The sequence below is a fragment of the Streptomyces lienomycini genome (genome assembly GCF_027947595.1).
GTDB classification, from domain to species: Bacteria; Actinomycetota; Actinomycetes; order Streptomycetales; family Streptomycetaceae; genus Streptomyces; species Streptomyces lienomycini.
The window spans coordinates 6,459,255-6,485,168 of the sequence record NZ_CP116257.1 but is presented as its reverse complement, the minus strand read 5'-3'; the positions used below and the strand labels follow the sequence as shown (position 1 = coordinate 6,485,168).

Annotated in this window: 22 protein-coding genes; 14 read left to right on the top strand and 8 right to left on the bottom strand. The window is 72.8% G+C overall.

What is annotated here, in order from left to right; genetic code table 11:
• The first annotated feature begins 123 nt into the window (after nt 1–123).
• Together BJ961_RS29620 and hemW are read left to right on the top strand one after the other, a co-directional pair.
• Nucleotides 124–2,460, top strand: a complete 2,337-nt coding sequence (locus BJ961_RS29620; protein ID WP_271415854.1) for a SpoIIE family protein phosphatase — start codon at nt 124–126, stop codon at nt 2,458–2,460.
• 175 nt (nt 2,461–2,635) lie between these two features.
• Complete coding sequence (gene hemW / locus BJ961_RS29615; protein WP_271415853.1) at nt 2,636–3,868, top strand: radical SAM family heme chaperone HemW; 1,233 nt, start codon at nt 2,636–2,638, stop codon at nt 3,866–3,868.
• 125 nt (nt 3,869–3,993) lie between these two features.
• Here the strand turns inward: hemW and BJ961_RS29610 are convergent, their stop codons facing one another.
• Entirely contained in the window at nt 3,994–4,806 is an 813-nt protein-coding gene (locus tag BJ961_RS29610; protein WP_271415852.1) for a DUF3097 domain-containing protein, read from the bottom strand.
• A gap of 34 nt (nt 4,807–4,840) precedes the next feature.
• The gene (locus BJ961_RS29605; protein WP_271415851.1) at nt 4,841–5,584 is read right to left on the bottom strand and encodes an MBL fold metallo-hydrolase; all 744 of its coding nucleotides are present in this window, start codon (nt 5,582–5,584) and stop codon (nt 4,841–4,843) included.
• Between the two features lie 171 nt (nt 5,585–5,755).
• On the opposite strand from BJ961_RS29605, the gene hrcA reads away from it, so the two are divergent.
• The 4 genes from hrcA (at nt 5,756) to BJ961_RS29585 (ending at nt 10,015) form a co-directional block, all read left to right on the top strand.
• Nucleotides 5,756–6,772, top strand: a complete 1,017-nt coding sequence (hrcA, locus tag BJ961_RS29600) for a heat-inducible transcriptional repressor HrcA (RefSeq protein WP_271415850.1) — start codon at nt 5,756–5,758, stop codon at nt 6,770–6,772.
• Nucleotides 6,773–7,909 carry a molecular chaperone DnaJ gene (gene dnaJ / locus BJ961_RS29595; RefSeq protein WP_271415849.1) on the top strand — a complete coding sequence of 379 codons (1,137 nt, stop codon included), beginning with the start codon at nt 6,773–6,775 and terminating at the stop codon, nt 7,907–7,909.
• A gap of 256 nt (nt 7,910–8,165) precedes the next feature.
• Complete coding sequence (locus BJ961_RS29590) at nt 8,166–9,269, top strand: nitronate monooxygenase (RefSeq protein WP_271415848.1); 1,104 nt, start codon at nt 8,166–8,168, stop codon at nt 9,267–9,269.
• A complete protein-coding gene (locus tag BJ961_RS29585; RefSeq protein WP_271415847.1) occupies nt 9,266–10,015 on the top strand; it encodes a 16S rRNA (uracil(1498)-N(3))-methyltransferase in 750 nt (249 codons plus the stop codon). The genes BJ961_RS29590 and BJ961_RS29585 overlap by 4 nt, the downstream gene beginning before the upstream one ends.
• Before the next feature lie 9 nt (nt 10,016–10,024).
• Here BJ961_RS29585 and BJ961_RS29580 read toward each other — a convergent pair whose 3' ends face one another.
• Nucleotides 10,025–10,381 carry a hypothetical protein gene (locus BJ961_RS29580; RefSeq protein WP_271415846.1) on the bottom strand — a complete coding sequence of 119 codons (357 nt, stop codon included), beginning with the start codon at nt 10,379–10,381 and terminating at the stop codon, nt 10,025–10,027.
• A gap of 98 nt (nt 10,382–10,479) precedes the next feature.
• Between BJ961_RS29580 and BJ961_RS29575 the strand changes: the two genes are divergently transcribed.
• From BJ961_RS29575 to BJ961_RS29555, 5 genes are all read left to right on the top strand, one after another.
• Nucleotides 10,480–11,001 carry a hypothetical protein gene (locus tag BJ961_RS29575; RefSeq protein ID WP_271415845.1) on the top strand — a complete coding sequence of 174 codons (522 nt, stop codon included), beginning with the start codon at nt 10,480–10,482 and terminating at the stop codon, nt 10,999–11,001.
• 89 nt (nt 11,002–11,090) lie between these two features.
• Complete coding sequence (locus BJ961_RS29570) at nt 11,091–14,288, top strand: S41 family peptidase (RefSeq protein ID WP_271415844.1); 3,198 nt, start codon at nt 11,091–11,093, stop codon at nt 14,286–14,288.
• Between the two features lie 75 nt (nt 14,289–14,363).
• On the top strand, nt 14,364–14,717 hold the full coding sequence (locus BJ961_RS29565; protein ID WP_271415843.1) for a histidine triad nucleotide-binding protein: 354 nt from the start codon (nt 14,364–14,366) through the stop codon (nt 14,715–14,717).
• 41 nt (nt 14,718–14,758) lie between these two features.
• Nucleotides 14,759–15,664, top strand: a complete 906-nt coding sequence (locus BJ961_RS29560) for a ribonuclease Z (RefSeq protein ID WP_271415842.1) — start codon at nt 14,759–14,761, stop codon at nt 15,662–15,664.
• A gap of 20 nt (nt 15,665–15,684) precedes the next feature.
• Nucleotides 15,685–16,683, top strand: a complete 999-nt coding sequence (locus tag BJ961_RS29555) for an adenosine deaminase (protein WP_271415841.1) — start codon at nt 15,685–15,687, stop codon at nt 16,681–16,683.
• Nucleotides 16,684–16,771: 88 nt separating this feature from the next.
• On the opposite strand, the gene BJ961_RS29550 is transcribed toward BJ961_RS29555, so the two are convergent.
• Complete coding sequence (locus BJ961_RS29550) at nt 16,772–18,142, bottom strand: MFS transporter (RefSeq protein WP_271415840.1); 1,371 nt, start codon at nt 18,140–18,142, stop codon at nt 16,772–16,774.
• Between the two features lie 321 nt (nt 18,143–18,463).
• Here BJ961_RS29550 and BJ961_RS29545 point away from each other — a divergent pair, with 321 nt between their 5' ends.
• Together BJ961_RS29545 and BJ961_RS29540 are read left to right on the top strand one after the other, a co-directional pair.
• On the top strand, nt 18,464–19,759 hold the full coding sequence (locus BJ961_RS29545; protein ID WP_271415839.1) for a glucarate dehydratase family protein: 1,296 nt from the start codon (nt 18,464–18,466) through the stop codon (nt 19,757–19,759).
• 186 nt (nt 19,760–19,945) lie between these two features.
• Complete coding sequence (locus tag BJ961_RS29540) at nt 19,946–21,079, top strand: carbohydrate kinase family protein (RefSeq protein ID WP_271417204.1); 1,134 nt, start codon at nt 19,946–19,948, stop codon at nt 21,077–21,079.
• 188 nt (nt 21,080–21,267) lie between these two features.
• Here the strand turns inward: BJ961_RS29540 and BJ961_RS29535 are convergent, their stop codons facing one another.
• The gene (locus BJ961_RS29535) at nt 21,268–21,648 is read right to left on the bottom strand and encodes a hypothetical protein (RefSeq protein WP_271415838.1); all 381 of its coding nucleotides are present in this window, start codon (nt 21,646–21,648) and stop codon (nt 21,268–21,270) included.
• A gap of 347 nt (nt 21,649–21,995) precedes the next feature.
• Here BJ961_RS29535 and BJ961_RS29530 point away from each other — a divergent pair, with 347 nt between their 5' ends.
• Entirely contained in the window at nt 21,996–23,213 is a 1,218-nt protein-coding gene (locus tag BJ961_RS29530) for a hypothetical protein (protein ID WP_271415837.1), read from the top strand.
• A 249-nt stretch (nt 23,214–23,462) separates the two neighbouring features.
• Here BJ961_RS29530 and era read toward each other — a convergent pair whose 3' ends face one another.
• From era to BJ961_RS29515, 3 genes are all read right to left on the bottom strand, one after another.
• Nucleotides 23,463–24,416 carry a GTPase Era gene (era, locus tag BJ961_RS29525; RefSeq protein WP_271415836.1) on the bottom strand — a complete coding sequence of 318 codons (954 nt, stop codon included), beginning with the start codon at nt 24,414–24,416 and terminating at the stop codon, nt 23,463–23,465.
• A 358-nt stretch (nt 24,417–24,774) separates the two neighbouring features.
• A complete protein-coding gene (locus BJ961_RS29520) occupies nt 24,775–25,020 on the bottom strand; it encodes a DUF397 domain-containing protein (protein ID WP_271415835.1) in 246 nt (81 codons plus the stop codon).
• Complete coding sequence (locus tag BJ961_RS29515; protein WP_271415834.1) at nt 25,017–25,862, bottom strand: helix-turn-helix domain-containing protein; 846 nt, start codon at nt 25,860–25,862, stop codon at nt 25,017–25,019. The genes BJ961_RS29520 and BJ961_RS29515 overlap by 4 nt, the downstream gene beginning before the upstream one ends.
• Between the last annotated feature and the right edge of the window lie 52 nt (nt 25,863–25,914).

Here is a 25,914-nt window from a genome sequence, read left to right as displayed (position 1 = left end):
CTAGCACGGTTCTCACCCGATGGCGGCCGATTTCGGTAACTCCGCGCTTATGGGCGGGGTCGGTCTGTCACTCTGTCGGCATCGACTGCGAGCAATTCGCACGAACTGCCCGGGGAGACGTCCATGGGGGCCATTCCGACGCAGCGGGAGACCGCCTTCCGCGCCAGCGTGGCGGGCGCGTACGCCGTTGAGGCGCCCGCGGACGGCTTCGAGGAGTGCGCGCGGGCGCGCGTGACCCTGCTCGGCAGCTCCCTCGCGCCGGGCGCCGCCCGCGCGATGGTGCGGGCCGCGCTCGCCGACTGGTCCGCGCTCGGCCTGCCCGGCACGGAGCAGCTGACCGAGCACCTCGCGGGCGACGCCCTGGTCGTCGTCAGCGAACTGGTCACCAACGCCGTGGTGCACGCCGGTACCGACGTCGAGGTGGGCCTCCAGGTGGAGGAGAGCGGCACCCTCGTCGTCGAGGTCGCCGACCAGCACCCGTCCCGCGCGCCGAGGGGCGGCGACCACGAGACACCGCACGAGCCCGCCGAGTACGGGCGCGGCCTGCGCCTGGTCGCCGCGCTCGCGGAGGCCTGGGGCGTCACCTACCGACCCGGCACCAAGACGGTGTGGGCACGCCTGTCGGCCGCCGGCGCGGACGCCGCCGCACGGACCGAGGCGTACGCCGGAGGGCGCGGGGCGCGACACCCCGGTGCGCCGGGCGGGTGGCACCCGGGCGACGGCGCGGACGGACCGGACGGCAGGGACGGCACGGACGGCCAGTACGGCGCGGATGGCGGCTGGTACGACGTCGACGGCGTCCGGTACGAGGCCGATGGCGTCCGGTACGAGGCTGACGGCGGCCGGTACGGCGCGGACGGCGGCCAGGGCGGCCCCGGGGTGTCGGACGCCCCGACGCCGGACCCGGACCGTCCGGCGGCGGACCCCAGCCCTGGTCCGGGCCCGGAGTCGGCCCCGGACCGGGGCCCGGACTCGGACGCGGACCCGGCCCGGAACGCGCGCCCCGCTCGACGGCAGCCCCCCGGCCGGTCCGAGCCTCCCCGCCGATCCGAGCCTCCCCGCCGGTTCGAGCCCCCGCAGTGGCCGGACCTGCGGGACGACGCCACCGGGGTCGCCCGACGCGGTGTCCGCGACCGGGAGTGGCTGGGACGCGGCGCCCTGTCCTTCCTCGCCGAGGCCTCCGACCTCCTGGCCGGGCAGCTCGACGAGGACCTGGTCGCCTCCCTCGCCGGCCAGCTGATCGTGCCCCGCCTCGCCGACTGGTGCGGCGTGTGGCTGGAGGACGAGTCCCTCGGCCGGGGCGCCTGGAGCGACGATCCCGGCGCGGCCGTCGGCGCACGGCTGGCCCGCGTGTGGCACGCCGGAGAGGGGCACCTGGACGAGTTGCGCGCGGCCCTGGAGAAGGAGCCTCCCCGCCTCCGCGACCCGTGGCGCTCCGGTCCCGTCGGGCACCCCTGGCCCGGCGACGCGCTCGGCCCGGACGGCACGCACGGCGCCGCGCTCGCCTACCGCCTGGTCGCCGGCGGCAGGCCCCTGGGCACCCTGGTCATCGGACGGGCCGGCGCCCCCGGCACCTCCGTCTTCCCCGACGAGATCACCGGTCTGGTCGAGGACCTCAGCCGCCGGGTGGCGCTCGCCATCGGCGCCGCCCGCCAGTACGCGCGGCAGGCCACCATCAGCGCCGTACTCCAGCGCGGTCTGCTGCCCGGCGCCGTCGCGGAGATCCCCGGCGTGCGCAGCGCCCTCGTCTACGAACCGCGCGACAAGGGCGGCCCCAGCGGCGACTTCTACGACCTGTTCCCGGCCGGTGACGGCCGCTGGTGCTTCGCCGTGGGCGACGTCCAGGGCAAGGGCCCCGAGGCCGCCGTCGTCATCGGCCTCGCCCGGCCCTGGCTGCGGCTGCTGGCCCGCGAGCAGTACGACGTCCCCGACGTCCTCGACCGCCTCAACCAGCTCCTCCTCGACGACGCCACCGAGGCCGCCGACGCCGCGGCCCGCGCGCTGGTCGCCGCCGGAGGCCCACCGGTTGCCCCGGGCGACGGACCGCAGACCCGTTTCCTCTCCCTCCTCTACGGCGAGCTGGTCCCCTTCGACGGCGGCGTCCGCTGCACCCTCGCGTCCGCCGGGCACCCGCTGCCGCTGCTCCTCGGCCCCGACGGCGCGGTCTCCGCGGTCGCGCGCCCGCAGACCCTGCTCGGCGTCGTCGAGGACGCGACGTACGTCAGTGAAACCTTCGAGCTGCGGTCCGGCGACACGCTGCTGTGCGTCACGGACGGGATCACCGAGCGGCGCAGCGGCTCCCGCCAGTTCGACGACGGCGACGGGCTCGCCGCGGCACTGGCCGGGTGCGCGGGCCTGGACGCCGAGCTGGTCGCGGAGCGCATCAGGCGGCTGGTGCACGAGTTCGGGCCCCGGCCCCCGGAGGACGACCTGGCCCTGCTGGTGCTCCAGGCGGAGTGAGCGGGCGGGCAGGTTCCGGGCGGGGTGGGGTTCCGGACGGCAGGGGATCCGGGCGGGCGGGGTTCCAGCTGGGCGGGGGCCATGCGGGGCGGGGACGGGGGCCGGGCAGGGGGCCGGTCGGGGCGGGAACTCGACCGGGCAGGGGGTTCCTGGCGGGTGCGGGACAATGGAACGCATGCCCTCCGCACTCCCCGACGGCGAGCCCGTCCCCGCCGACGGCGCCCTGCCCGCGTCCGCGCTCGCCGGGGCCGCCGACCGCCCCCTCGGTTTCTACCTGCACGTGCCGTACTGCGCGACCCGCTGCGGCTACTGCGACTTCAACACCTACACCGCGACCGAGCTGCGCGGCACCGGCGGTGTCCTCGCCTCCCGCGACAACTACGCCGACACCCTCGTCGACGAGGTCCGCCTGGCCCGCAAGGTGCTCGGCGACGACCCCCGCGAGGTCCGCACGGTCTTCGTCGGCGGCGGCACGCCCACCCTGCTGGCCGCCGCGGACCTGGTACGGATGCTGGACGCCGTCCGCGAGGAGTTCGGCCTGGCGCCGGACGCGGAGGTCACGACGGAGGCCAACCCGGAGTCGGTCGACCCGGCGTACCTCGCCGCCCTCCGCGAGGGCGGGTTCAACCGGATCTCCTTCGGCATGCAGAGCGCGAAGCAGCACGTCCTGAAGATCCTGGACCGCACCCACACCCCCGGCCGCCCCGAGGCCTGCGTCGCCGAGGCCCGCGCGGCCGGCTTCGACCACGTCAACCTCGACCTGATCTACGGCACCCCCGGCGAGTCCGACGACGACTGGCGGGCCTCGCTGGACGCCGCGCTCGGCGCCGGACCCGACCATGTCTCGGCGTACGCCCTGATCGTCGAGGAGGGCACCCAGCTCGCCCGGCGCATCCGGCGCGGCGAGGTCCCGATGACCGACGACGACGTCCACGCCGACCGCTACCTGATCGCCGAGGAGGCCCTCTCGGCGGCGGGCTTCGACTGGTACGAGGTGTCGAACTGGGCCACCTCCGACGCCGGGCGCTGCCTGCACAACGAGCTGTACTGGCGCGGCGCCGACTGGTGGGGCGCGGGACCGGGCGCGCACTCCCACGTGGGGGGCGTGCGGTGGTGGAACGTGAAGCACCCGGGGGCGTACGCGGGAGCGCTGGCGGCGGGGAAGTCACCGGGCGCCGGGCGCGAGATCCTCACGGACGAGGACCGGCGCGTGGAGCGCATCCTGCTGGAGCTGCGCCTGCGGGAGGGCGTCCCGCTGTCGCTGCTGCGGGAGGCGGGACTCGCGGCGTCGCGGCGGGCGCTGTCGGAGGGGCTGCTCCAGGAGGGGCCGTACGAGGCCGGGAGCGCGGTGCTGACGCTGCGCGGGCGCCTGCTGGCGGACGCGGTGGTGCGGGACCTGGTGGACTGACCGGGTCGTTCATCGCCCCCGCCGCCCCTTCCCGTCCCGTCCCCGGGGGCGCTGCCCCCGGACCCCCGCTCCTCAAACGCCGGAGGGGCTGAGGAGAGCGGGGGCCCGGCTGAAAAGATCAGGTCCTACGCCGTCACGAAATCGATCAGCTCCTCCACCCGCCCCAGCAACTCCGGCTCCAGGTCCTTGTACGAGCCCACCCGCGCCAGGATCGCCTGCCACACCGCCCCGGTGTTCTCCGACGGCCAGCCCAGCGCCCGGCACACCCCCGTCTTCCAGTCCTGACCGCGCGGCACCCGGGGCCAGCCCTCGATCCCCACCGACGACGGCTTCACCGCCTCCCAGATGTCGATGTACGGGTGGCCCACGACCAGCGCGTGCTCGTTCGTCACCGCCTCCGCGATGCGCCACTCCTTCGAACCCGGCACCAGGTGGTCCACCAGGACGCCCAGCCGCGCGTCCGGGCCCGGGGCGAAGTCGGCGACGATCGACGGGAGGTCGTCCACGCCGCCCAGGTACTCCACGACGACGCCCTCGACACGCAGGTCGTCGCCCCAGACCTTCTCGACCAGCTCGGCGTCGTGCCGCCCCTCGACGTAGATGCGCCCGGCGCGCGCCACCCGAGCGCGGGCACCGGGGACGGCGACCGAACCGGACGCCGTGCGGGATGGGGCGGACCGCGCGGGACCGGAGGAGGAGGGCGGGCGGACCAGCGTCACCACCCGCCCCTCCAGCAGGAAGCCGCGCGGTTCCATCGGGAACACCCGGTGCTTGCCGAAGCGGTCCTCCAGGGTCACCGTGCCCGCCTCGCAGCCGATCACCGCGCCGCAGAACCCGGTGCCGGGCTCCTCGACCACCAGGCCGGGATCGGCCGGTACCTCGGGAACGGGCTGCGGCTTCTTCCACGGAGGGGTCAGGTCGGCGGAGTACTGGCGCATTCTGCCGACGATACGAGGAACACCCCCGCGATGATCAGCACGACACGCCGAACCGGGCGGCCAGCGCGTCCCGTTGGGCCCGTACGAACCCCGCGTCCACCACCGCACCGTGACCGGGCACGTACAGCGCGTCCGCGCCACCCAGCTCCAGCAGCCGGTCCAGGGCCGCGGGCCAGCGGGACGGTACGGCGTCGGGGCCCGCCTGCGGTTCGCCGGACTCCTCGACCAGGTCGCCGCAGAACACGACGTCCGGTGAGCCCGGCACCAGCACCGCGAGGTCGTGTCCGGTGTGCCCCGGGCCCACGTCGGCCAGCCGCACCCGCCGGCCGCCGCCCAGGTCGAGCACGCACGCGCCGCTGACCTCGTGCGCGACGGGGACGAGCGCGTCGGCCGCCTCCCGCGCCGCCCGCGCGTCCAGCCCCTCCGCCACCGCGTCCGCGCGCAGCGCGTCCCGGCCCTGTCCGCCCGGCGCGAACAGCGCCCCCGCGCCCGTCGCGCCGTACGCGCCGTACACCTCCGCGCCCGCGAACGCCGCGGCGCCGAAGACGTGGTCGAAATGCGGGTGGGTCAGCGCGAGATGTGTCACACGGCGACCGGCGAGCCGCCGCGCCGCCCCGTGCAACCGGGCGCCCTCCGCCAGGCTCGACCCCGCGTCCACCACCAGCGCCGCGTCCTCGCCGACGACCAGCCCCGCCGTACAGTCCCACCGGGGCAGCCGGCACCGCCCCACCCCGTCCGCCAGCCGCTCCCAGCCCAGCTCTTCCCAAGTCACCGTCACGGCGACGACGCTAACGGCTTGGCCCCGGCCTTGCCGGGGGCGTACCCCACGGCCGTACACTGGGCCGGGGAAGTCTGGCACTCGCGAGCCATGAGTGCCAGGGCAGGCAGTGGGGCAGACAAAGCGGGACCGGCAGGACGCCGGGCGGACGACATCTGGAGGTGCGCGCCCATGCTCAGTGAACGCAGGCTGAAGGTGCTGCGCGCCATCGTCCAGGACTACGTCGGCACCGAGGAGCCCGTCGGCTCCAAGGCCCTCACCGAACGGCACAGCCTCGGCGTCTCCCCGGCCACCGTGCGCAACGACATGGCGGCCCTGGAGGACGAGGGGTTCATCGCCCAGCCGCACACCAGCGCCGGGCGCATCCCCACCGACAAGGGCTACCGGCTGTTCGTCGACAAGCTGGCCGGCGTCAAGCCGATGACCGCGCCCGAGCGGCGTGCCATCCAGAACTTCCTGGAGGGCGCCGTCGACCTCGACGACGTCGTGGCCCGCACGGTGCGGCTGCTCGCGCAGCTCACCCGGCAGGTCGCCGTCGTGCAGTACCCGTCGCTGACCCGTTCGACGGTGCGGCACGTGGAACTGCTCGCGCTCGCGCCCGCGCGCCTGATGCTCGTGCTGATCACGGACACCGGCCGGGTCGAGCAGCGGATGGTCGACTGCCCGGCGCCGTTCGGCGAGGCGTCGCTGGCCGACCTGCGGGCGCGGCTCAACAGCCGGGTCGCGGGGCGCCGTTTCACGGACGTGCCCGGTCTGGTCGAGGAACTGCCGGAGGCCTTCGAGGCCGAGGATCGCGGTACGGTCTCCACCGTGCTCTCCACTCTCCTGGAGACGCTGGTCGAGGAGAACGAGGAGCGGCTGATGATCGGCGGCACCGCCAATCTGACCCGCTTCGGGCACGACTTCCCCTTGGTGATCCGGCCGGTGCTGGAGGCGCTGGAGGAGCAGGTCGTGCTCCTCAAGCTGCTCGGCGAGGCGAAGGATCCGGGCGTGACCGTCCGAATCGGTCACGAGAACGCCCACGAGGGACTCAACTCAACGTCCGTCGTGTCGGTCGGCTACGGTTCGGGCGGCGAGGCGGTTGCCAAGCTCGGCGTGGTCGGACCGACCCGCATGGATTACCCGGGAACGATGGGAGCGGTACGCGCAGTGGCACGGTACGTCGGACAGATCCTGGCGGAGTCGTAAGTGGCCACGGACTACTACGCCGTACTCGGCGTGCGCCGCGACGCTTCCCAGGACGAGATCAAGAAGGCGTTCCGGAGGCTCGCCCGCGAGCTGCACCCGGACGTCAACCCCGATCCGAAGACCCAGGAGCGGTTCAAGGAGATCAACGCCGCCTACGAGGTGCTGTCGGACCCGCAGAAGAAGCAGGTCTACGACCTCGGCGGCGACCCCCTCTCGCAGGCCGCCGGTGGTGGCGCGGGCGGCTTCGGCGCGGGTGGCTTCGGGAACTTCTCGGACATCATGGACGCGTTCTTCGGTACGGCGTCGCAGCGCGGGCCGCGCTCGCGCACCCGCCGCGGCCAGGACGCGATGATCCGTATCGAGGTCGAGCTGGACGAGGCCGCCTTCGGCACGACCAAGGACATCCAGGTCGACACGGCCGTGGTCTGCAACACCTGCAACGGCGAGGGTGCCGCGCCCGGCACGTCGGCCCAGACGTGCGACATGTGCCGCGGCCGCGGTGAGGTCTCGCAGGTCACCCGGTCCTTCCTGGGCCAGGTCATGACCTCGCGTCCCTGCCCGCAGTGCCAGGGCTTCGGCACCGTGGTCCCGACCCCGTGCCCCGAGTGCGCGGGCGACGGCCGGGTCCGCTCCCGGCGCACCCTGACCGTGAAGATCCCGGCCGGTGTCGACAACGGCACCCGGATCCAGCTCGCGGGCGAGGGCGAGGTCGGCCCCGGCGGCGGCCCCGCCGGCGACCTGTACGTCGAGATCCACGAGCTGCCCCACTCGACCTTCCAGCGCCGCGGCGACGACCTGCACTGCACGGTCACCATCCCGATGACGGCGGCGGCCCTCGGCACGAAGGTGCCGCTGGAGACCCTCGATGGCATGGAGGAGGTCGACATCCGCCCGGGCACCCAGTCCGGCCAGTCGATCCCGAAGCACGGCCGGGGCGTCACCCACCTGCGCGGCGGCGGCCGGGGCGACCTCATCGTCCACGTCGAGGTCATGACCCCGGGCAAGCTCGACCCCGAACAGGAACGCCTCCTGCGCGAACTGGCCAAGCTCCGCGGCGAGGAACGCCCGACGGGGCAGTTCCAGCCGGGGCAGCAGGGATTGTTCTCGCGGCTGAAGGACGCGTTCAACGGGCGCTGACGCTCTGTGGCGGGCCGGTGTCCGTGCCGGTGCGGACGGCCCCCGGTTCCTGCCGGGGGTCCGGGGGTCGCCCCCGGGCAGGCACGGTCAGCCGGGGCAGCAGGGATTGTTCTCGCGGCTGAAGGACGCGTTCAACGGGCGGTGAGGTGACGCCTTCGCCGGGCGTTGAGGCCCCTCCGGGGATGCGGATGCTCCTGGCGTATGCCAACGGAAGCCCGGATTCGGACTTGTGTGGAGGACGTGACAACATGCCGTCATGTCCTCCGCACTGACCGATCTCTTCCCCTACCCGATCGTGCAGGCGCCCATGGCGGGCGGCGTCTCCGTGCCGCGGCTCGCGGCCGCGGTGTCCGAGGCGGGCGGCCTCGGTTTCCTGGCCGCCGGGTACAAGACCGCGGACGGGATGTACCAGGAGATCAAGCAGCTGCGGGGACTGACCGGCCACCCCTTCGGGGTCAACCTCTTCCTCCCGCAGCCCGAGGCGGCCGACCCCGCCGCCGTCGGCGTCTACGCCCACCAGCTGGCCGGTGAGGCCGCCTGGTACGAGACGGAACTCGGCGACCCCGACTGCGGCCGGGACGACGGCTACGACACCAAGCTCGCCGTCCTGCTGGACAACCCCGTGCCGGTGGTGTCCTTCCACTTCGGCGTCCCCAGCCGCGAGGTCGTCGACTCCCTGCACCGCGTGGGCACCTTCGCCCTGGTCACCGCGACCACCGCGGACGAGGCCCGGGCCGTCGAGCAGTCCGGCGCCGACGCGGTGATCGCGCAGGGCACCGAGGCCGGCGGCCACCAGGGCACCCACCGCGACAACCCGGAGACCGGCGGCGCCGGGACCGGACTGCTGTCGCTGGTCGCCCAGGTCCGGGAGGCGGTGAGCCTGCCGATCGTCGCCGCCGGCGGCATCATGCGCGGCGGGCAGATCGCCGCGGTCCTCGCGGCCGGAGCGAGCGCGGCCCAGCTCGGCACCGCCTTCCTCGCCACCCCCGAGTCCGGCGCGCACGACCTGCACAAGCAGGCGCTGACCAACCCGCTGTTCGTCCGCACCGAACCCACCCGCGCCTTCTCCGGCCGCCCCGCCCGCGCCCTGGTCAACCGCTTCCTGCGCGAGCACGGCCCCTACGCCCCCGCCGCCTACCCCGAGGTCCACCACCTCACCTCGCCGGTGCGCAGGGCGGCGGCCAAGGCGGGCGACGCGCAGGGCATGGCCCTGTGGGCGGGACAGGGGCACCGGATGGCCCGCGAGCTGCCCGCCGGACAGCTGGTGGAGGTGCTGGTGGCCGAACTCGCCGCGGCCGGGACAGCGTTGTCGGGGTTGTCGGGGTTGTCGCACTACGGGACGGGAGGTGGCGCCCGATGACGGCACCGGTGTTCGTGGTCGACTCCCTGCGGCCGCGGGACCTGCCCGCGGGGGAGTACGTCCTCGACGGCCCCGAGGGACGCCACGCCGTCTCCGTGAAGCGGCTGCGGGCGGGCGAGGAGGTCGTCCTCACCGACGGGCGCGGACACTGGGCCGAGGGCGTGGTCAAGACCGCGGAGGGCAAGGACCGGCTCGTCGTCACCGTCCCGGACGGCGTGCGTGAGGAGCCCGCCGAGCGGCCCCGCATCACCGTCGTCCAGGCCCTGCCCAAGGGCGACCGCGGTGAGCTGGCCGTCGAGACGATGACCGAGGTCGGGGTCGACGCGATCGTGCCCTGGGCGGCGTCCCGGTGCATCACCCAGTGGAAGGGCGAGCGCGGCCTGAAGGCGCTCGGCAAGTGGCGGGCGACCGCCCGGGAGGCGGGCAAGCAGTCCCGCCGGGTCCGCTTCCCCGACGTCGCGGACGCGGCGACGAGCAAGCAGGTTGCCTCACTTCTGGCCGACGCCGACTTCGCCGCCGTACTCCACGAGAGCGGCGACGCACCCCTGTCCGACGCCGAACTCCCCACCACCGGCGGCATCGTGCTCGTCGTCGGCCCCGAAGGCGGCGTGTCGCCGGAGGAGTTGGCCCTGTTCGCCGAGGCCGGTGCCCGACCCTACCGGCTGGGCCGCAGCGTCCTGCGCACCTCCACCGCCGGTACCGCCGCCACCGCCGTACTCCTCGCTCGCACCGGCCGCTGGTCCTGACGGGCCCGGTCAGCCCCCGGCGGCCCGGGCGGCTGCCACCGCCCGGTACAGCTCCCAGCCGTCCAGGTCGGCGGACCGCTCCAGCAGCCCGCGCCGGGCCGCCTCGTCGACGAAGGCCCGTACGACACCCGGTTCGTGCAGGTTGAGCCCGGCATCCCCGAGCGCCACCCGGCCGGAGGGCGGGAAACCGTCGGGGACGGCCCGCCCCGCGCCGCCCCGGAAGAGCGGCCGGATCCGCGTCCCGTCCCGGGACAGGGTGAGCACCTCCTGGCAGGGCTCCGTGACGCTGTGCCGGTGACGCACCGACCACAGGAAGGTGACCGTCCCGTCCAGCACGAGCCGTCCGAGCCGACGTACGTCGCGCATGCCCCCACGGTAGTGAGGAGTGGCCGTAAGCGCCCTACCGTCGGTGCCGCGGCGGTGGCAGGCTGCCCTCCATGGGGGCATTGAGGCGGATTTGGCGCATGGCTCCGGTGGTCGTCGGCTCGGCCGTCGCCGTCGGCGGTCTCGTCGCGTGCGAACCGGGCGGCGGGCTCAGCTCCGCGTCGGTCGCCTACACCACCGACCAGACCATGACCCGCGAACTGGAGCGGCAGAAGGCGGAGGTGCGCTGGCTCACCTGCACCGCCTCCTTGGGCGACAGGGCCGCCACCGCCTCGGCGGCCGAGCGCACCGCCGCCTCCGTCCACTGCGAGGGCAGGACCGACGCGGGCCAGGACATCACCGTCGACGGCGAGGTCACCCGTGTCGTCAACGGGGCCTGCGTGCGCGGAAACCTGACCGCGAAGGTGGACGGCAAGGAGTGGTTCCGCGTCAAGGGGGTGGGCAACTGCGACGCCACGAGCGCCCCGCCCGTGAACCGGCCCTCCCACAACGGGCCCTCCCACAACGGGCCCTCCCACAACGGGCCCGGGCCCACCGTGACCGTCACCAGGACCATCTGGTGCCCCGACGACCCGCACTGCGGACCGGTGCGGGGCAAGTAGCCGGGGCCGGTCGCGGTCACCGGCCGTCCGCGGCCGGGAAGTGATCCAAACCTCTGTCGGCGGGCCGCACCCCTGCATAGGCTAGGGGGGTGACACAGCCCGCAGCGCCTGCCTACCTCCGTTTTCCGCACCCGCACGGCGAGTTGGTCGCCTTCACCGCCGAGGACGACGTGTGGCTCGCCCCGCTCGACGGCGGCCGCGCCTGGCGGGTCAGCGCCGACAACGTGCCGGTGAACCACCCGCGCATCTCGCCCGACGGCACCACGGTCGCCTGGACCTCCACCCGCGACGGTGCCCCCGAGGTGCACGTCGCCCCCGTCGACGGCGGTCCCGCCAAGCGCCTCACCCACTGGGGCAGCATCAGGACCCAGGTGCGCGGCTGGACCGCCGAGGGCCGCGTCCTCGCCCTGAGCACCCACGGCCAGGCCAGCCTGCGCCGCAGCTGGGCCCGCGCCGTCCCGCTCGACGGGGGACCGGCCACCACCCTGCCGTACGGGCCCGTGGGTGACGTCGCCCACGGCCCGCACACCGTGCTCCTCTCCGCGCCGATGGGCCGCGAGGCCGCCTGGTGGAAGCGCTACCGGGGCGGCACCGCGGGCAAGCTGTGGATCGACGGCGAGGACGACGGCGAGTTCGTCCGCCTGCACGCCGACCTCGACGGCAACGTCGAGTACCCCTTCTGGGTCGGCGACCGGATCGCGTTCCTCTCCGACCACGAGGGCACCGGCGCCCTCTACTCGTCCCTCGCCGACGGCTCCGACCTGCGCCGGCACACACCGGTCGACGGGTTCTACGCCCGGCACGCCGCCACCGACGGCAGCCGCGTCGTCTACGCGTCCGCGGGTGAGCTGTGGACCCTGGACGACCTCGACGGCGCCGAACCGCGCCGCCTGGACATCCGGCTCGGCGGCGCCCGTGTCGACCTCCAGTCGTACCCGGTCAACGCCGCCCGCTGGTTCGGCTCCGCGTCCCCCGACCACACCGCGCGCGGCAGCGCCGTCGCCGTACGCGGCGGCGTGCACTGGGTCACCCACCGCTCCGGACCCGCCCGCGCGCTGGCGGCCACCCCGGGCGTACGCACCCGGCTGCCGCGCACCTTCCGCGCCGACGGCGAGGAATGGGTGGTGTGGGTGACGGACGCCGAGGGCGACGACGCCCTGGAGTTCGCGCCCGCCACCGGACTCGCCCCCGGCGCCACCGCACGCCGCCTGGCCGCCGGGCAGCTCGGCCGCGTGCTGCACCTCGCCGTGGCCCCCGACGGCAGCCGCGTCGCCGTCGCCTCGCACGACGGGCGGGTCCTGCTCGTCGAGCGGGAGAGCGGCGAGGTCCGCGAGGTCGACCGCAGCGAGGACGGCGACGCGTCCGGCCTGGTCTTCTCGCCCGACTCCTCCTGGCTCGCCTGGTCCCACCCCGGCCCGGACCCGCTGCGCCAGCTCAAGCTCGCCAACACCACCGACCTGTCGGTGAGCGAGGCGACGCCGCTGCGTTTCAAGGACTACTCCCCGGCCTTCACCCTGGACGGCAAGCACCTCGCCTTCCTCTCCACCCGCTCCTTCGACCCGGTCTACGACGAGCACGTCTTCGACCTCGCCTTCGTCGAGGGCGCCCGGCCCTACCTGATCACCCTCGCCGCGACCACCCCCTCGCCCTTCGGCCCGCAGCGCCACGGCCGCCCGTTCGAGACGCCGGACCGCGAGGAGACCCCCGACAGCGAGGGCACCCCCACCACCCGGATCGACATCGAGGGCCTCGCCGACCGCATCGTGCCCTTCCCGGTCGAGGCCGCCCGCTACTCCCGGCTGCGCGCCGCCAAGGACGGCGTCCTGTGGCTGCGCCACCCCCTCACCGGCGTCCTCGGCGCCTCCCGCGCCAACCCGGAGGACCCGGACCCCAACACCGAGCTGGAGCGGTACGACCTCGCCCAGCAGCGCGTCGAGCACCTCGCGGGCGACGCCGACCACTTCGAGGTCAGCGGCGACGGCAAGCGGGTCCTGCTGTGGACCGACGGGCGGCTCAAGGTCGTACCCAGCGACCGGCGGGCCTCCGGCGACGAGGACAGCGACACCAACATCAGTGTCGACCTGGGCCGGGTCCGGCAGACCGTCGAACCGGCCGCCGAGTGGCGGCAGATGTTCGACGAGACCGGCCGCATCATGCGCGACCACTACTGGCGGGCCGACATGAACGGCGTCGACTGGGACGGCGTCCTGGACCGCTACCGGCCCGTCCTGGACCGCGTCGCCACCCACGACGACCTGGTCGACCTGCTGTGGGAGGTGCACGGCGAACTCGGCACCTCGCACGCCTACGTCACCCCGCGCGGCGGCCACGGCTCCGGCGCCCGGCAGGGCCTGCTCGGCGCCGACCTCTCCCGCCACGAGGACGGCGCCTGGCGCATCGACCGGGTGCTGCCCTCGGAGACCTCCGACCCCGACGCCCGCTCCCCGCTCGCCGCGCCCGGTGTCGCCGTGCGCTCCGGGGACGCGATCGTCGCGGTGGCGGGACAGGCCGTGGACCCGGTCACCGGTCCCGGCCCGCTGCTCGTCGGCACGGCGGGCAAGCCGGTCGAGCTGACCGTCTCCCCGTCCGGCGGCGGCGAGGTGCGGCACGCCGTCGTCGTCCCGCTCGCCGACGAGGAGCCGCTGCGCTACCACGCCTGGGTCGCCGACCGCCGCGCCTACGTCCACGAGAAGTCCGGCGGCCGGCTCGGCTACCTCCACGTCCCGGACATGCAGGCCCCGGGCTGGGCCCAGATCCACCGCGACCTGCGCGTCGAGGTCGCCGGGGAGGGCCTGGTCGTCGACGTCCGCGAGAACCGCGGCGGCCACACCTCCCAACTGGTCGTGGAGAAGCTGGCCCGGCGCATCGTCGGCTGGGACCTGCCGCGCGGCATGCGGCCGACCAGCTATCCGCTGGACGCGCCCCGCGGGCCGGTCGTCGCCGTCGCCAACGAGTTCTCCGGCTCGGACGGCGACATCGTCAACGCTGCGATCAAGGCGCTGGGTATCGGCCCGGTCGTCGGCGTCCGCACCTGGGGCGGAGTCATCGGCATCGACAGCCGCTACCGACTGGTGGACGGCACCCTGATCACGCAGCCGAAGTACGCGTTCTGGCTGGAGGGGTACGGCTGGGGCGTGGAGAACCACGGCGTCGACCCGGACGTGGAGGTGCCGCAGCGCCCGCAGGACCACGCGGCGGGCCGCGACCCCCAGTTGGACGAGGCGATCGCGCTCGCGCTGGCGGCACTGGAGGAGACCCCGGCGAAGACACCGCCCACGCTGCCCTGACCGCGCAGCGGCCGCCTGCCGCGGGGCGGCGGATACGATGCCCGGAGAAGATCACCACCGTAAGGAGCCGCCCCCATGACAGGCGAGCCACAGGACGACTGCCTGTTCTGCAAGATCGTCGCGGGCCAGATCCCGGCGACGATCGTCCGCGAGACCGACACCACCGTCGCGTTCCGGGACATAAACCCCCAGGCGCCCACCCACGTCCTGGTGATCCCCAAGGCCCACCACCAGGACGCCGCAGCCCTGGCCGCCGACGCCCCGCAGCTCGCCGCCGACGTCCTGCGCGAGACCCGGGCCGTCGCCGACGAGGAGAAGCTGGACAGCTACCGCACCGTCTTCAACACCGGCACCGGCGCGGGACAGACCGTCTGGCACGCGCACGCCCACGTGCTCGGCGGCCGCGGCCTCGAATGGCCCCCCGGATAGCCTGACCGGACCACAGACCCGACCAGACCGGACCACCCACGATGTCCGCACGCGAACTCGTCGTCCTCGGCACCGCCAGCCAGGTCCCCACCCGGCACCGCAACCACAACGGCTACCTGCTCCGCTGGGACGGCGAGGGCATCCTGTTCGACCCCGGCGAGGGCACGCAGCGGCAGATGCTGCGCGCCGGGGCCGCCGCCCACGACCTGAACCGGATCTGCGTCACACACTTCCACGGCGACCACAGCCTGGGCCTCGCCGGTGTCATCCAGCGCATCAACCTCGACCGGGTCCCGCACGAGATCACCGCCCACTACCCGCGCTCCGGGCATCGCTTCTTCGAACGCCTGCGGTACGCCACCGCCTACCGCGAGACCGTCGCCCTCACCGAGGCCCCGGTCGACTCGGACGGCCCCCTCGCCGTCACCCCCGCCTACACCCTGGACGCCCGCAGGCTGTCCCACCCCGTCGAGTCGTACGGCTACCGGCTCACCGAGCCCGACGGCCGCCGCATGCTGCCCGACCGCCTCGCCGCGCACGGCATCAAGGGCCCCGACGTGGGCCGCATCCAGCGGGAGGGCTCGCTGCACGGCGTCCCGCTCGACGAGGTCAGCGAGGTCCGCCGAGGCCAGCGGTTCGCGTTCGTCATGGACACCCGGCTCTGCGAGGGCGTGCACGCGCTCGCCGAGGGCTCGGACCTGCTCGTCATCGAGTCGACCTTCCTCGACGAGGACGAGACCCTCGCCACCGACCACGGCCACCTCACCGCCGGGCAGGCCGCCCGCGTGGCCCGGGACGCTGGCGTACGGCACCTGGTGCTCACCCACTTCAGCCAGCGCTACCCGGACCCCGAGGAGTTCGAACGGCAGGCACGCGCGGCCGGTTACGCGGGCGAGCTGACCGTCGCCCGCGACCTCACCCGCGTCCCGGTTCCGAAACGCCGGTAGAACGGCCGTACGATGCTCTGATGCCCCTGCCCAAAGCTGAACTGCACCTCCACATCGAAGGCACCCTGGAACCGGAGCTGGCCTTCGCGCTCGCCGCCCGCAACGGCGTGTCCCTGCCGTACGCGGACGAGGACGCCCTGCGCGAGGCGTACCGCTTCGCGGACCTCCAGTCCTTCCTGAACCTGTACTACGAACTGATGGCCGTCCTGCGGACCGAGCGGGACTTCGAGGACCTGGCCAACGCCTACCTCGCCCGCGCCGCGGCCCAGGGCGTCCGGCACGCCGAGATCTTCTTCGACCCGCAGGCCCACCTCGCCCGGGGCGTGGAGATGGGCACGGTCGTGGAGGGGCTGTGGCGGGCGCTCGGCAGCAGCCGCGAGAACCACGGCGTCTCCACCCGGCTGATCCTCTGCTTCCTGCGCGACGAGTCCGCCGAGTCGGCGCGGGAGACCCTGGACGCCGCGAAGCCCTACCTGGACCGCATCACCGGCGTCGGCCTGGACTCCGCCGAGGTCGGCCACCCGCCGGTCAAGTTCCGCGAGGTCTACGAGGCCGCCGCCGCCCTCGGACTGCGCCGGGTCGCGCACGCGGGCGAGGAGGGGCCGCCGGAGTACGTCGTCGAGGCCCTCGACGTCCTCGGCGTCGAGCGGATCGACCACGGGCTGCGCTCGGTGGAGGACCCGGCGCTGGTCGAGCGGCTGGTGCGCGAGCGCGTCCCGCTCACCCTGTGCCCGCTGTCCAACGTGCGGCTGCGCACGGTCGACACCCTCGCCGACCACCCGCTGCCCGCGATGCTCGACGCCGGCCTCGTGTGCACGGTCAACTCCGACGACCCCGCCTACTTCGGCGGCTACGCCGGCGACAACTTCGACGCCGTGCGCCAGGCCCTCGGACTGACCGAGGAGCGGCTGCGGGACCTGGCCCGCAACTCCTTCCTCGCCTCCTTCCTGGAGGACGACGAGGAACTGCGGGCCCGGTACCTCGCGGACGTCGAGGCGTACGAGTTCCCGACGGCGTAGGACGCCGCACGGCGCGGTCCAAGGCACGGCGTCGGACTCGCCACGCCATGGGACTCGCCACGCCGGAGGACTCGCCACGCCGTGCGACTCAGCCCGTCCCGGGCCCCGGCGCGGCCGCCGCCTGCCGGGGTCCCGCCGTGTCGTAGGCGCCCTGGACGGCCAGGGCGGGAGCCGCCACGTCGATCTCCACGACCGGCTGCTCCACGGCGCCGACCTCCGGCACCGCACCGCTCGGCGTGCCCGTGGCGGCGGCGACCAGCGCGGCCGGGGTGCCTCCGCGGCGGCGGATCGCGCCGGGCAGCAGCGGACGCCCGCCGGTGTGCAGGGCGACGGCGGTCATCGGCGCGGCGACCAGCAGCAGCCCGGCGGCCAGGACCAGCCCCATGCCCGCGTAACCGGCCTGCGCCGACAGCACACTGCCGGTCAGCGGCCCGGCCGCCGTGCCCAGCGAGGACGCCGAGCCGACGAGCACCGCCCACCGGCCGCGCGGGTCCAGCGAGGCGGCGAGGCCGATCAGGTACGACAGCACGACCGGGTAGAAGGTGTTCCAGGCGATCTCGCCGGCCGCGAAGGCCGTCGGGGTGGTCGCGGACGCGCTCACCGCGATGCAGCCCGCGATGAGCACCGTGCCGGCGCCGACAGGCATCGCCCGCCCCAGCCGCGGCCCGAGCGCACCCGCCACCAGCACACCCACCAGGCCCGCGCCCAGCGCGACGGCGAACACGACGCCGAGGGCGGCGTCGCCCAGACCGGCCTGCGTCAGTCCGATCCGGCCGCTGACGCCCCACAGGGAGTTCTGCGCGAGGGACCAGCACAGCACGGTGACGGCGAGGACCAGCCCCGAGCGGCGGCGGGGGAGCGGGACGCCGGTTCCGTCGGCGCCCGCGATGCCGTCGGCCCCGGGCTCGGCGGGGCAGTCGGTCGCCGCGCCCGGCAGGCGGCCGGCCAGCGGCCACACCGCCAACGCGGTCAGGGCGATCGCGGCCAGCGGCAGCCCGTGCCCCCGGCCGAGGTGCGGCACCGTCAGATACACCACGCCGGCCAGCGCGGAGACGCTCAGCAGGCCCAGCGTGGAGGCCCGGTGCGGATCCCTCTCCGCGGCGATCCGGGTCGCGGCGACCGTCGTGGCCGTCCCCGACCCGAAACCGCCCACCACCGCGCCGACGACGACGGCCGGAACGGCGGTGGTCAGCGCGGCGGCGCCGTAGCCGAGGACGGCCAGCGCGAGCCCGAACCGGGCCAGCGTCCGGGCGCCGGCCCGCTGCACCCGGGAGGCCAGCAGGAAGCCCGCGGACGCCGAACTCAGCAGCAGCGCGCTGCCGACGGCGCCCGCCTGTGTGGTGGACAACGGAAGGCTGGTGTCGAGTCTGCCGACGGTGGTGGGCAGCAGATACGGAGGCAGGTACCCGGCCGTGAAAAGGGCGACGAGGGGCCAGGGGGTGGTGCGGGGGGCGAACACGGGCGTTCCCAGGGCATGCGAAAGGGACAGTGGGAGGAGAGGGGGGCGACGACCGTCGACCGAGAGGGCCGCGCGGGCAATTTGTATCAAGCGCGGGGAGGCGGGAAACACGCGGGCTGGTGTGATCTAGATCACATTGCCGTTTGGGTGCTTCGAGGCTGGGTAGCTGCGATGGCCGATCTCGGTGCAGGCGAGCCGCTCCGTCGTCCCGGACAGCGGGAACGGGGCGGCGATTCCTCGGTGCACGCCACCGAACCATTGACGTCACGGATTCACTTACCTAGCCTCCATTCCCCTACATGGACGAAGGAAAGGTGCCCCGTGCCCGCCGATCTCACCGTCACGGCCGTCCACCTCACACCGATCCTGGTCGCGGACCCGCCGCTGCTGAACACGCAAGGTGTGCACCAGCCGTACACTCCACGCCTGATCGTCGAGGTCGAGACGGCCGACGGGACCCGGGGCGTCGGCGAGACCTACGGCGACACCAAGTACCTCGAACTGGCCCGCCCCCTCGCCGACCTACTGGTGGGCCGTCAGGTCAGTGACGTGAACGGCCTGTTCGCGCTCGCCGACGAGGTCGCCGTCCACGCCTCCCGGGTCTCCGGCCGGGTCGACGTCGGCGGGCTGCGCGGCGTCCAGACCGCCGACAAACTGCGCCTGTCCGTCGTCTCCGCCTTCGAGGTCGCCTGCCTCGACGCCCTCGGCAGGACACTCGGCCTGCCCGTGCACGCGCTGCTCGGCGGCAAGGTCCGCGACGCCGTCGAGTACAGCGCCTACCTCTTCTACAAGTGGGCCGACCACCCCGAGGGCGTGGCCTCGGAGAAGGACGACTGGGGTGCCGCCGTCGACCCGGCCGGCGTGGTCGAGCAGGCCCGCGCCTTCACCGAGCGGTACGGCTTCACCTCCTTCAAGCTCAAGGGCGGCGTCTTCCCGCCCGACGAGGAGACCGCCGCCGTCAGGGCCCTCGCCGACGCCTTCCCCGGCCACCCGCTGCGCCTGGACCCCAACGGCGCCTGGTCCGTGGAGACCTCGCTGAAGGTCGCCGCCGAACTCGGGGACGTCCTGGAGTACCTGGAGGACCCCGCCCTCGGCACCCCGGCCATGGCCGAGGTCGCCGCGCGGACCGGGGTGCCCCTCGCGACCAACATGTGCGTGACGACGTTCGCCGAGATACCGGAGGCGTTCGGCACGGGCGCCGTCCAGGTCGTGCTCTGCGACCACCACTACTGGGGCGGGCTGCACAACACCCGGCGACTCGCCGCCGTCTGCCAGACCTTCGGCGTCGGGGTGTCCATGCACTCCAACACCCACCTGGGCATCAGCCTCGCCGCCATGACCCACGTCGCGGCCACCGTCCCGAACCTCCACCACGCCTGCGACTCCCACTACCCCTGGCAGTCCGAGGACGTGCTCACCGAACGGCTCACCTTCGACGGCGGCAAGGTCGCCGTCTCCGACGCCCCCGGCCTCGGCGTCGAACTCGACCGCGACCGGCTGGCGTTCCTCCACCGGCGATGGCTCGACGACGACGGCACCCTGCGCGACCGCGACGACGCCGCCGCGATGCGGGTCGCCGACCCGCACTGGGCCACCCCGCCCGTACCGCGCTGGTGACCGACGGTCCCGGATCCTGCGCAGCGTTGTCGGCGGCTTGGTGCACACTGGCCTGATCCGCACCATGCCAGGGAGCGCACCGTGACAGCGTTCACCGTGTCCACTGTGTCCACCACGTCCGACGTGCCCGCCACGTCCGACCTGCCCGACGTCTCCGACGCCTCCGACGTGCCCGCCATGCCCGTCATGCCGGCCGACGAGAGAACACACCGCCACGCCCAGGGCCAGGGATCGCACCGCAGACCCGAGGTCGACCCCCTCGCCGCCCTGCGCGCCCCGCAGGACCCGCCCTGGGACGTGTACCTGACGGGCACCGTCTTCCTCGACGTCGTCTTCACCGGGCTCGACTCCGCCCCGGTGCGCGGAACCGAGTCCTGGGCCCGCGGCATGGGGTCCAGCCCGGGCGGCGTGGCGAACATGGCGACCGCGCTGGCCCGCCTCGGCCTGCGCACCTCGCTGGCCGCCGCGTTCGGCGACGACCACTACGGCGACTACTGCTGGGACGCGCTCGCCCAGGGCGAGGGCATCGACCTGTCCCCGTCCCGCACCGTCCCCGGCTGGCACTCCCCGGTGACGGTCTCCATGGCGTACGAGGGGGAACGCACGATGGTCTCCCACGGCCACGAGCCACCGCCGGAGGAGCCGTCCCCCGACTGCCCGCCCCGCGCGCGTGCCGCCGTCGCCTCCCTCACGCCCGGCGTCCGCGCCCCCTGGATCGCCCAGGCCGCCTCCCGCGGCACCCGCGTCTTCGCCGACGTCGGCTGGGACGACACCGGCGCCTGGGACCTGGCCGGGCTGCCCGACCTCGCGCACTGCGAGGCGTTCCTGCCCAACGCGGAGGAAGCCATGCGCTACACCGGCGCCACCTGCCCGCGCGCCGCCGCGCACGCCCTGACCGAGCACGTGCCGCTCGCCGTGGTCACCCTCGGCGCGGACGGCGCCTACGCGGTGGACCGGCGCACAGGGGAGAGCGCCGAGGTCCCGGCCATCGAGGTGGCGGCCCTCGACCCGACCGGCGCGGGCGACGTCTTCGTCGCGGGCTTCGTCACCGGCACCCTGGCCGGCTGGCCGCTCGCCGACCGGCTCGCCTTCGCCGGCCTGACCGCGGCCCTGTCCGTCCAGGAGTTCGGCGGCTCGCTGTCGGCGCCCGGCTGGGGCGAGATCGCCACCTGGTGGCGCAAGGTCCAGTCCGTCGAGAGCCAGGACCCCACGGCCCTGCGCCGCTACGCCTTCCTGGCCGACCTCGTCCCCGACGACCTGCCCGGCTCCTGGCCCCTGCGCCGGGCCGTCCCGACCATCGGCTTCCGCCGCCCGGCCTGACCGTCGGCATGGCCCAGTGGCCGGGTCAGAGGGGCCGGCCCGTGCAGGCGTCGGTGCGGCCCGGCGGCACTGCACACAGAACCGGCATCACTGCTACCACTCCATCTTCACCAGCGCCCACTGCACGGGGCCTGGCGGTGGAACCTCGGCCACGTCAAGGACACCCACGGAAACGTCCTGTCGTACTTCTACTTGTGAAAGACGTTGTGCTGTGTGACGCCGTTCCCGACCGCCACCCCTTGTGAGTTATGTACATCTACGTGGTACTTCTCCTTGGCGGGCCTGTCAGAGGCCACCGAGGCCAGCAGGTCCCGAGCTGCTGAAAGTACTTCATCATCGCGCGCCGCGTCAGCACGCACCAGCATCAATCGCAGCGGCTCCTGATACTGCCCCGGATCTCCCTCATGACGCTCCAACACCTCGACAGCGTGCTCATCATCCCCGAAGAGCTGTCGCAGCCGAGCACGAAGGGCCCCGTAAGCGTCCGTCACCGCTGAGGACGCGGACGTGGTCAACCCACCCGCAGTCCCGGCGGCCAACGCGGTCATCACCAAACTGATCGAATCCACGCAGCCCCCACATGTCGACCTGTCACGTAACACCAAGATACGTCGTCACGATACGGTAGTCGGTGTTCGAATATGTGCGCAATGCAGCAAACTGACCTTGTCAGGGTGCCAGACCTCGCATGCCTTCGGACTGCAAGCCGAGTCGAACGTGATCTCCATCAAATGGAAACCCGGTACGAGTAGACGCCAAACAGTGCATAGTGCAACACATGACAGGTCACCGGGATGAGGGTTCATCCGCGCACGAGCAGGGACAGGCCGACGAGGGCGCCCGTGGTGCCGCGAGTGAAGCGCTCGGCCAACCAGCACCGGAGCGTCAGGCTCCGCCGCGCGGATGTAGCCCCGAATTGGAAATTCATAATTCCTCGGCTGTATCGATTGACGGCACCCAGTACAACTTCAACTATTCCTCCCAGCCCCCAATCGGGATCGATAACACTCCCCCCAGGGTCGAGCTCAGGAAAGTAGTCAGTCCGCCCAGAGGATCAAAGAAGCAAAAATCGACCGTATGGTTGGGGGCTGTCGGCGATATCGACTACATCTTCGACAGTGTCACCGTGGTGCATCATCCAGGCATGACACGGTCGGCCGGTAGCGGGGCGGCTCCACCTGACGCAGATTATGCCTTCTCATTCAGGGAAGGTTCAAGGAGGACCCGCGCCCTTAATCCAGCCCTCGTGTTGGACCACCTATGCCGGCGAGAGGTTTCATTTACGCTCGGTCTCGGTCCCAAGGGGCACTTTTCCTCCGGTGGCGGGTCGGTTCAGGTCATTCTCCACTACCACGCCAGTGATGGACGTCAAGGCTATCTACCGATTCACGAACCATCACCGGATGCAGCGAAGCTGTCAAGGATTCTTGACTCAGACGTTCAGTACGATGGGGCTATCGTTACTCCTGCCGGGCTCCTTCGAGGCGTGGACGAGCGCGAGCACGGGGAGGTCGCGACTTGGGATCCCATTTGTTTCGAGTCAAAGTTTTTCCGGGCTGGAGATGGCATAGACGACTTGCCGTCCCTCGCGTTGACGCCGGAACGAGCACGCCTGAACAGGCTCATCGAAGACCTGGACTCACTGGATCCACTAGCCCAGTCCCTGAAAGCGGAAGAACGCTTGGGATTCGATATTTTCGCTGGACTTGTAGGGGGTGAATATGAAAAAGTCCTACTCGATAATTACCGGACGAGTGGCACGGGTAGATCTTTGACGAAAACGCTCCAGTCGCTTTCCATCCGCCACATGCTGAACCCGAACGGTACGCTTGCCGATTTCGTCTCAGGTGCCACGAGAACGTCACCTTCGGATGAATGGTATTTAGCCGGTAGCGATGAAGCAGTTACAGCCCTGGTTTGCCACCCCGTAGGGAAGTGGGTACAGGCGGTAGTCGCGATAGCGGAGCGCTCGCTGTACGGGATGTCAGCGCTTCGCCTGGTGAGGGAGAGGATCGGCGAAACCGAACTCGCAATAGTCGATGAGTTCGCATGGGGGAGGCTCGATGGGTGGGACGCTGATGAGTGGGTGGAATATCTTAGGTGGCGTGGCCATCAAATCGAAGGGAATGGGTAAATCCTGGCGCTTGCCCTTCTCTCGGTAGTTCTTACACGCAGGCTGACCGCCAGGGTGCTGCGCGACAATCAGGGCTGCGGCGACCATGAAATTCGCGGGGTTGGCGGCGCGTTTGAGGATGGTGTCGATGTTGTTGGGCGCAACCATCAGCCCATCGCCTCGCAGACCTGACGGGGCCCGCGGCCGGTAGCGGGCCGTGGTGCACACCGTCATGGTCTGCCGATGGACTGGCGGAGCCGGAAGCCGGGGTCAGAACCCGAGCCGCCGCAGCTGCTTCGGGTCGCGCTGCCAGTCCTTCGCCACCTTCACGTGCAGGTCCAGGAAGACCGGCGTACCGAGCAGCGCCTCGATCTGCTTGCGGGACTTGATGCCGACGTCCTTCAGGCGCTTGCCCTTGGGGCCGATGATGATGCCCTTCTGGCTGGGGCGCTCGATGTAGACGTTGGCGTGGATGTCCAGGAGGGGCTTGTCGGCGGGGCGGTCCTCGCGCGGGAGCATCTCCTCGACGACCACCGCGATGGAGTGCGGCAGCTCGTCCCGTACGCCCTCCAGCGCGGCCTCGCGGATCAGCTCCGCGACCATGACCTGCTCGGGCTCGTCCGTCAGGTCGCCCTCGGGGTAGAGCGCGGGGCTCTCGGGCAGCATCGGGGCCAGCAGATCGGCGAGCAGGTCCACCTGCTGGTTGCCGGTGGCCGACACCGGGACGATCTCCGCCCAGGCGATCCCCAGCTCCTGGCCGAGCTGGTCGATCGCGATGAGCTGCTCGGCCAGCGTCTTGGAGTCCACCAGGTCGGTCTTGGTGACGATCGCGACCTTCGGGGTCTTCCTGATCCCCGCCAGCTCCTTGGCGATAAAGCGGTCGCCGGGGCCCAGCTTCTCGTTCGCCGGCAGGCAGAAGCCGATGACGTCCACCTCGGCCCACGTGGTGCGCACCACGTCGTTGAGCCGCTCGCCCAGCAGCGTGCGCGGCTTGTGCAGCCCCGGGGTGTCCACCAGGATCAGCTGCGCGTCCTCCCGGTGCACGATGCCCCGCACGGTGTGCCGGGTGGTCTGCGGGCGGTTGGAGGTGATCGCCACCTTCTGCCCGACCAGAGCGTTCGTGAGGGTGGACTTGCCCGCGTTGGGGCGGCCCACGAAGCAGGCGAAGCCGGCCCGGTGAACAGTCTCGGCCGGTTCTTCGGATGACTGGGTACGAACGCTCATGGCGCCCATTGTCCCTGATCCACGGAGCCCCGCCGACCGGCCTCGGTCCGCACCCGGCACAGTCCGCCTTCCGGTCCATGGTTAGCGGGTACATGACAGGGCCGGCGGCGGGCGCAGGCGCACTCGGATCCCCACGCCGGGAGGTGCGCCGCAGACGCCGGGACGTTCGGTGAGCTCAGCACGCTGCCAGTCGCACGCGGTCTGTGACAGCACTCCGTGCGCCTGCCAGTAAGCGGCCTCCCGAAATTCCTCCGCACCCGTATCCGGGGCGTCCACGGGATCGTCTTCACGTCGCGGGCGTGCCGCACACGCCCGATGTGCGTGGCACTGTCTGGAGCCCTGCCGCCCCCTCCGGGTGCTACCCGACGAACGTCGTGAAGGCGGCCCAGGCGTCGCTGGTGACCTGGAAGGTGGGGCCGTCGGCGGCCGGGTTCTTGGAGTCGCGGACGTGGACGGTGTGGGGGCAGGCGGCCACCTCCACGCACTGCCCGCCCTCGTCGCTGCTGTAGCTGGACTTGTGCCAGGCGTAGGCGACTTCGAGGCAGGCGCCGCCCTCGCTGCCGCTGTAGGTCGACTTGAACCACTGAAGTGCTTTGGCGTTCATCGCTCTCCTAGCAGACGGTCGAGCAGGCCCAGGGAGTCCTGAACGGTCAGGGCCTGTGTCCGCAGCATCGCATACTTGCGCGCCAGGATGGACACCTCGTCCGGGCCGGAGACCCACTGGCTGCCGCGCTGCGACTCCGTGTAGGCGAGATGCTGGTGGTCCGGGGTCTCCAGGAGGATGAACGGGCCGTCCAGGCCCGCGTGGTGCGGGCTGTCCAGGGGGAGGAACTGGAGGGCCAGGCCGGGGAGTTCGGCGAGCGTGCGCAGGTGGCGCAGTTGCTCGGTGTGGACGTCCGGGCCGCCGAGCGCCAGGCGCAGCACCGGCTCCCACACCACGAAGCTCAGCGTGGGCGGGCAGGCGCGGTGCAGGATCTCCTGGCGCTCGACGCGGGCGGCGGTGCGGGACTCGACCTCGGCCTCGTCGTAGGCGGGGACGCGGTTGCGCAGGACGGCACGCGCGTACGCCTCCGTCTGGAGCAGGCCGGGCAGGACCGCGTTGTCGTACCAGGACAGCGCTACGGCCTCCCGCTCGTGCTGGATGTACAGCTCCGCCCACATCGGGAACTGGTCGACCTCCGGGAGATTGGCCACCCCCGCCGCCAGCAGGCCCCTCGTCTCCAGCAGCTCGTCCAGCAGCTCCGCCAAATCTGGCTTGAGCGGGCGGCGGCCCTGCTCGATCGACGCGACCGTCTCCTCGTCCAGCATCAGCCGCTCACCCAGCTCGCGTTGGGTGAGCCCCGCCGCGCGCCGGGCGGTGCCGAGCTGGCCGCCCAGCATCCGCATGGCCGAAAGGTTCTTCTTGCGCGCACTGCGTGCGGTGCGCGAAGGATTCCTGGAGTTCATGCCGACTCACCTCCCCACATGGGCCCGTGCGTGACCACCGCGAACCCGTACA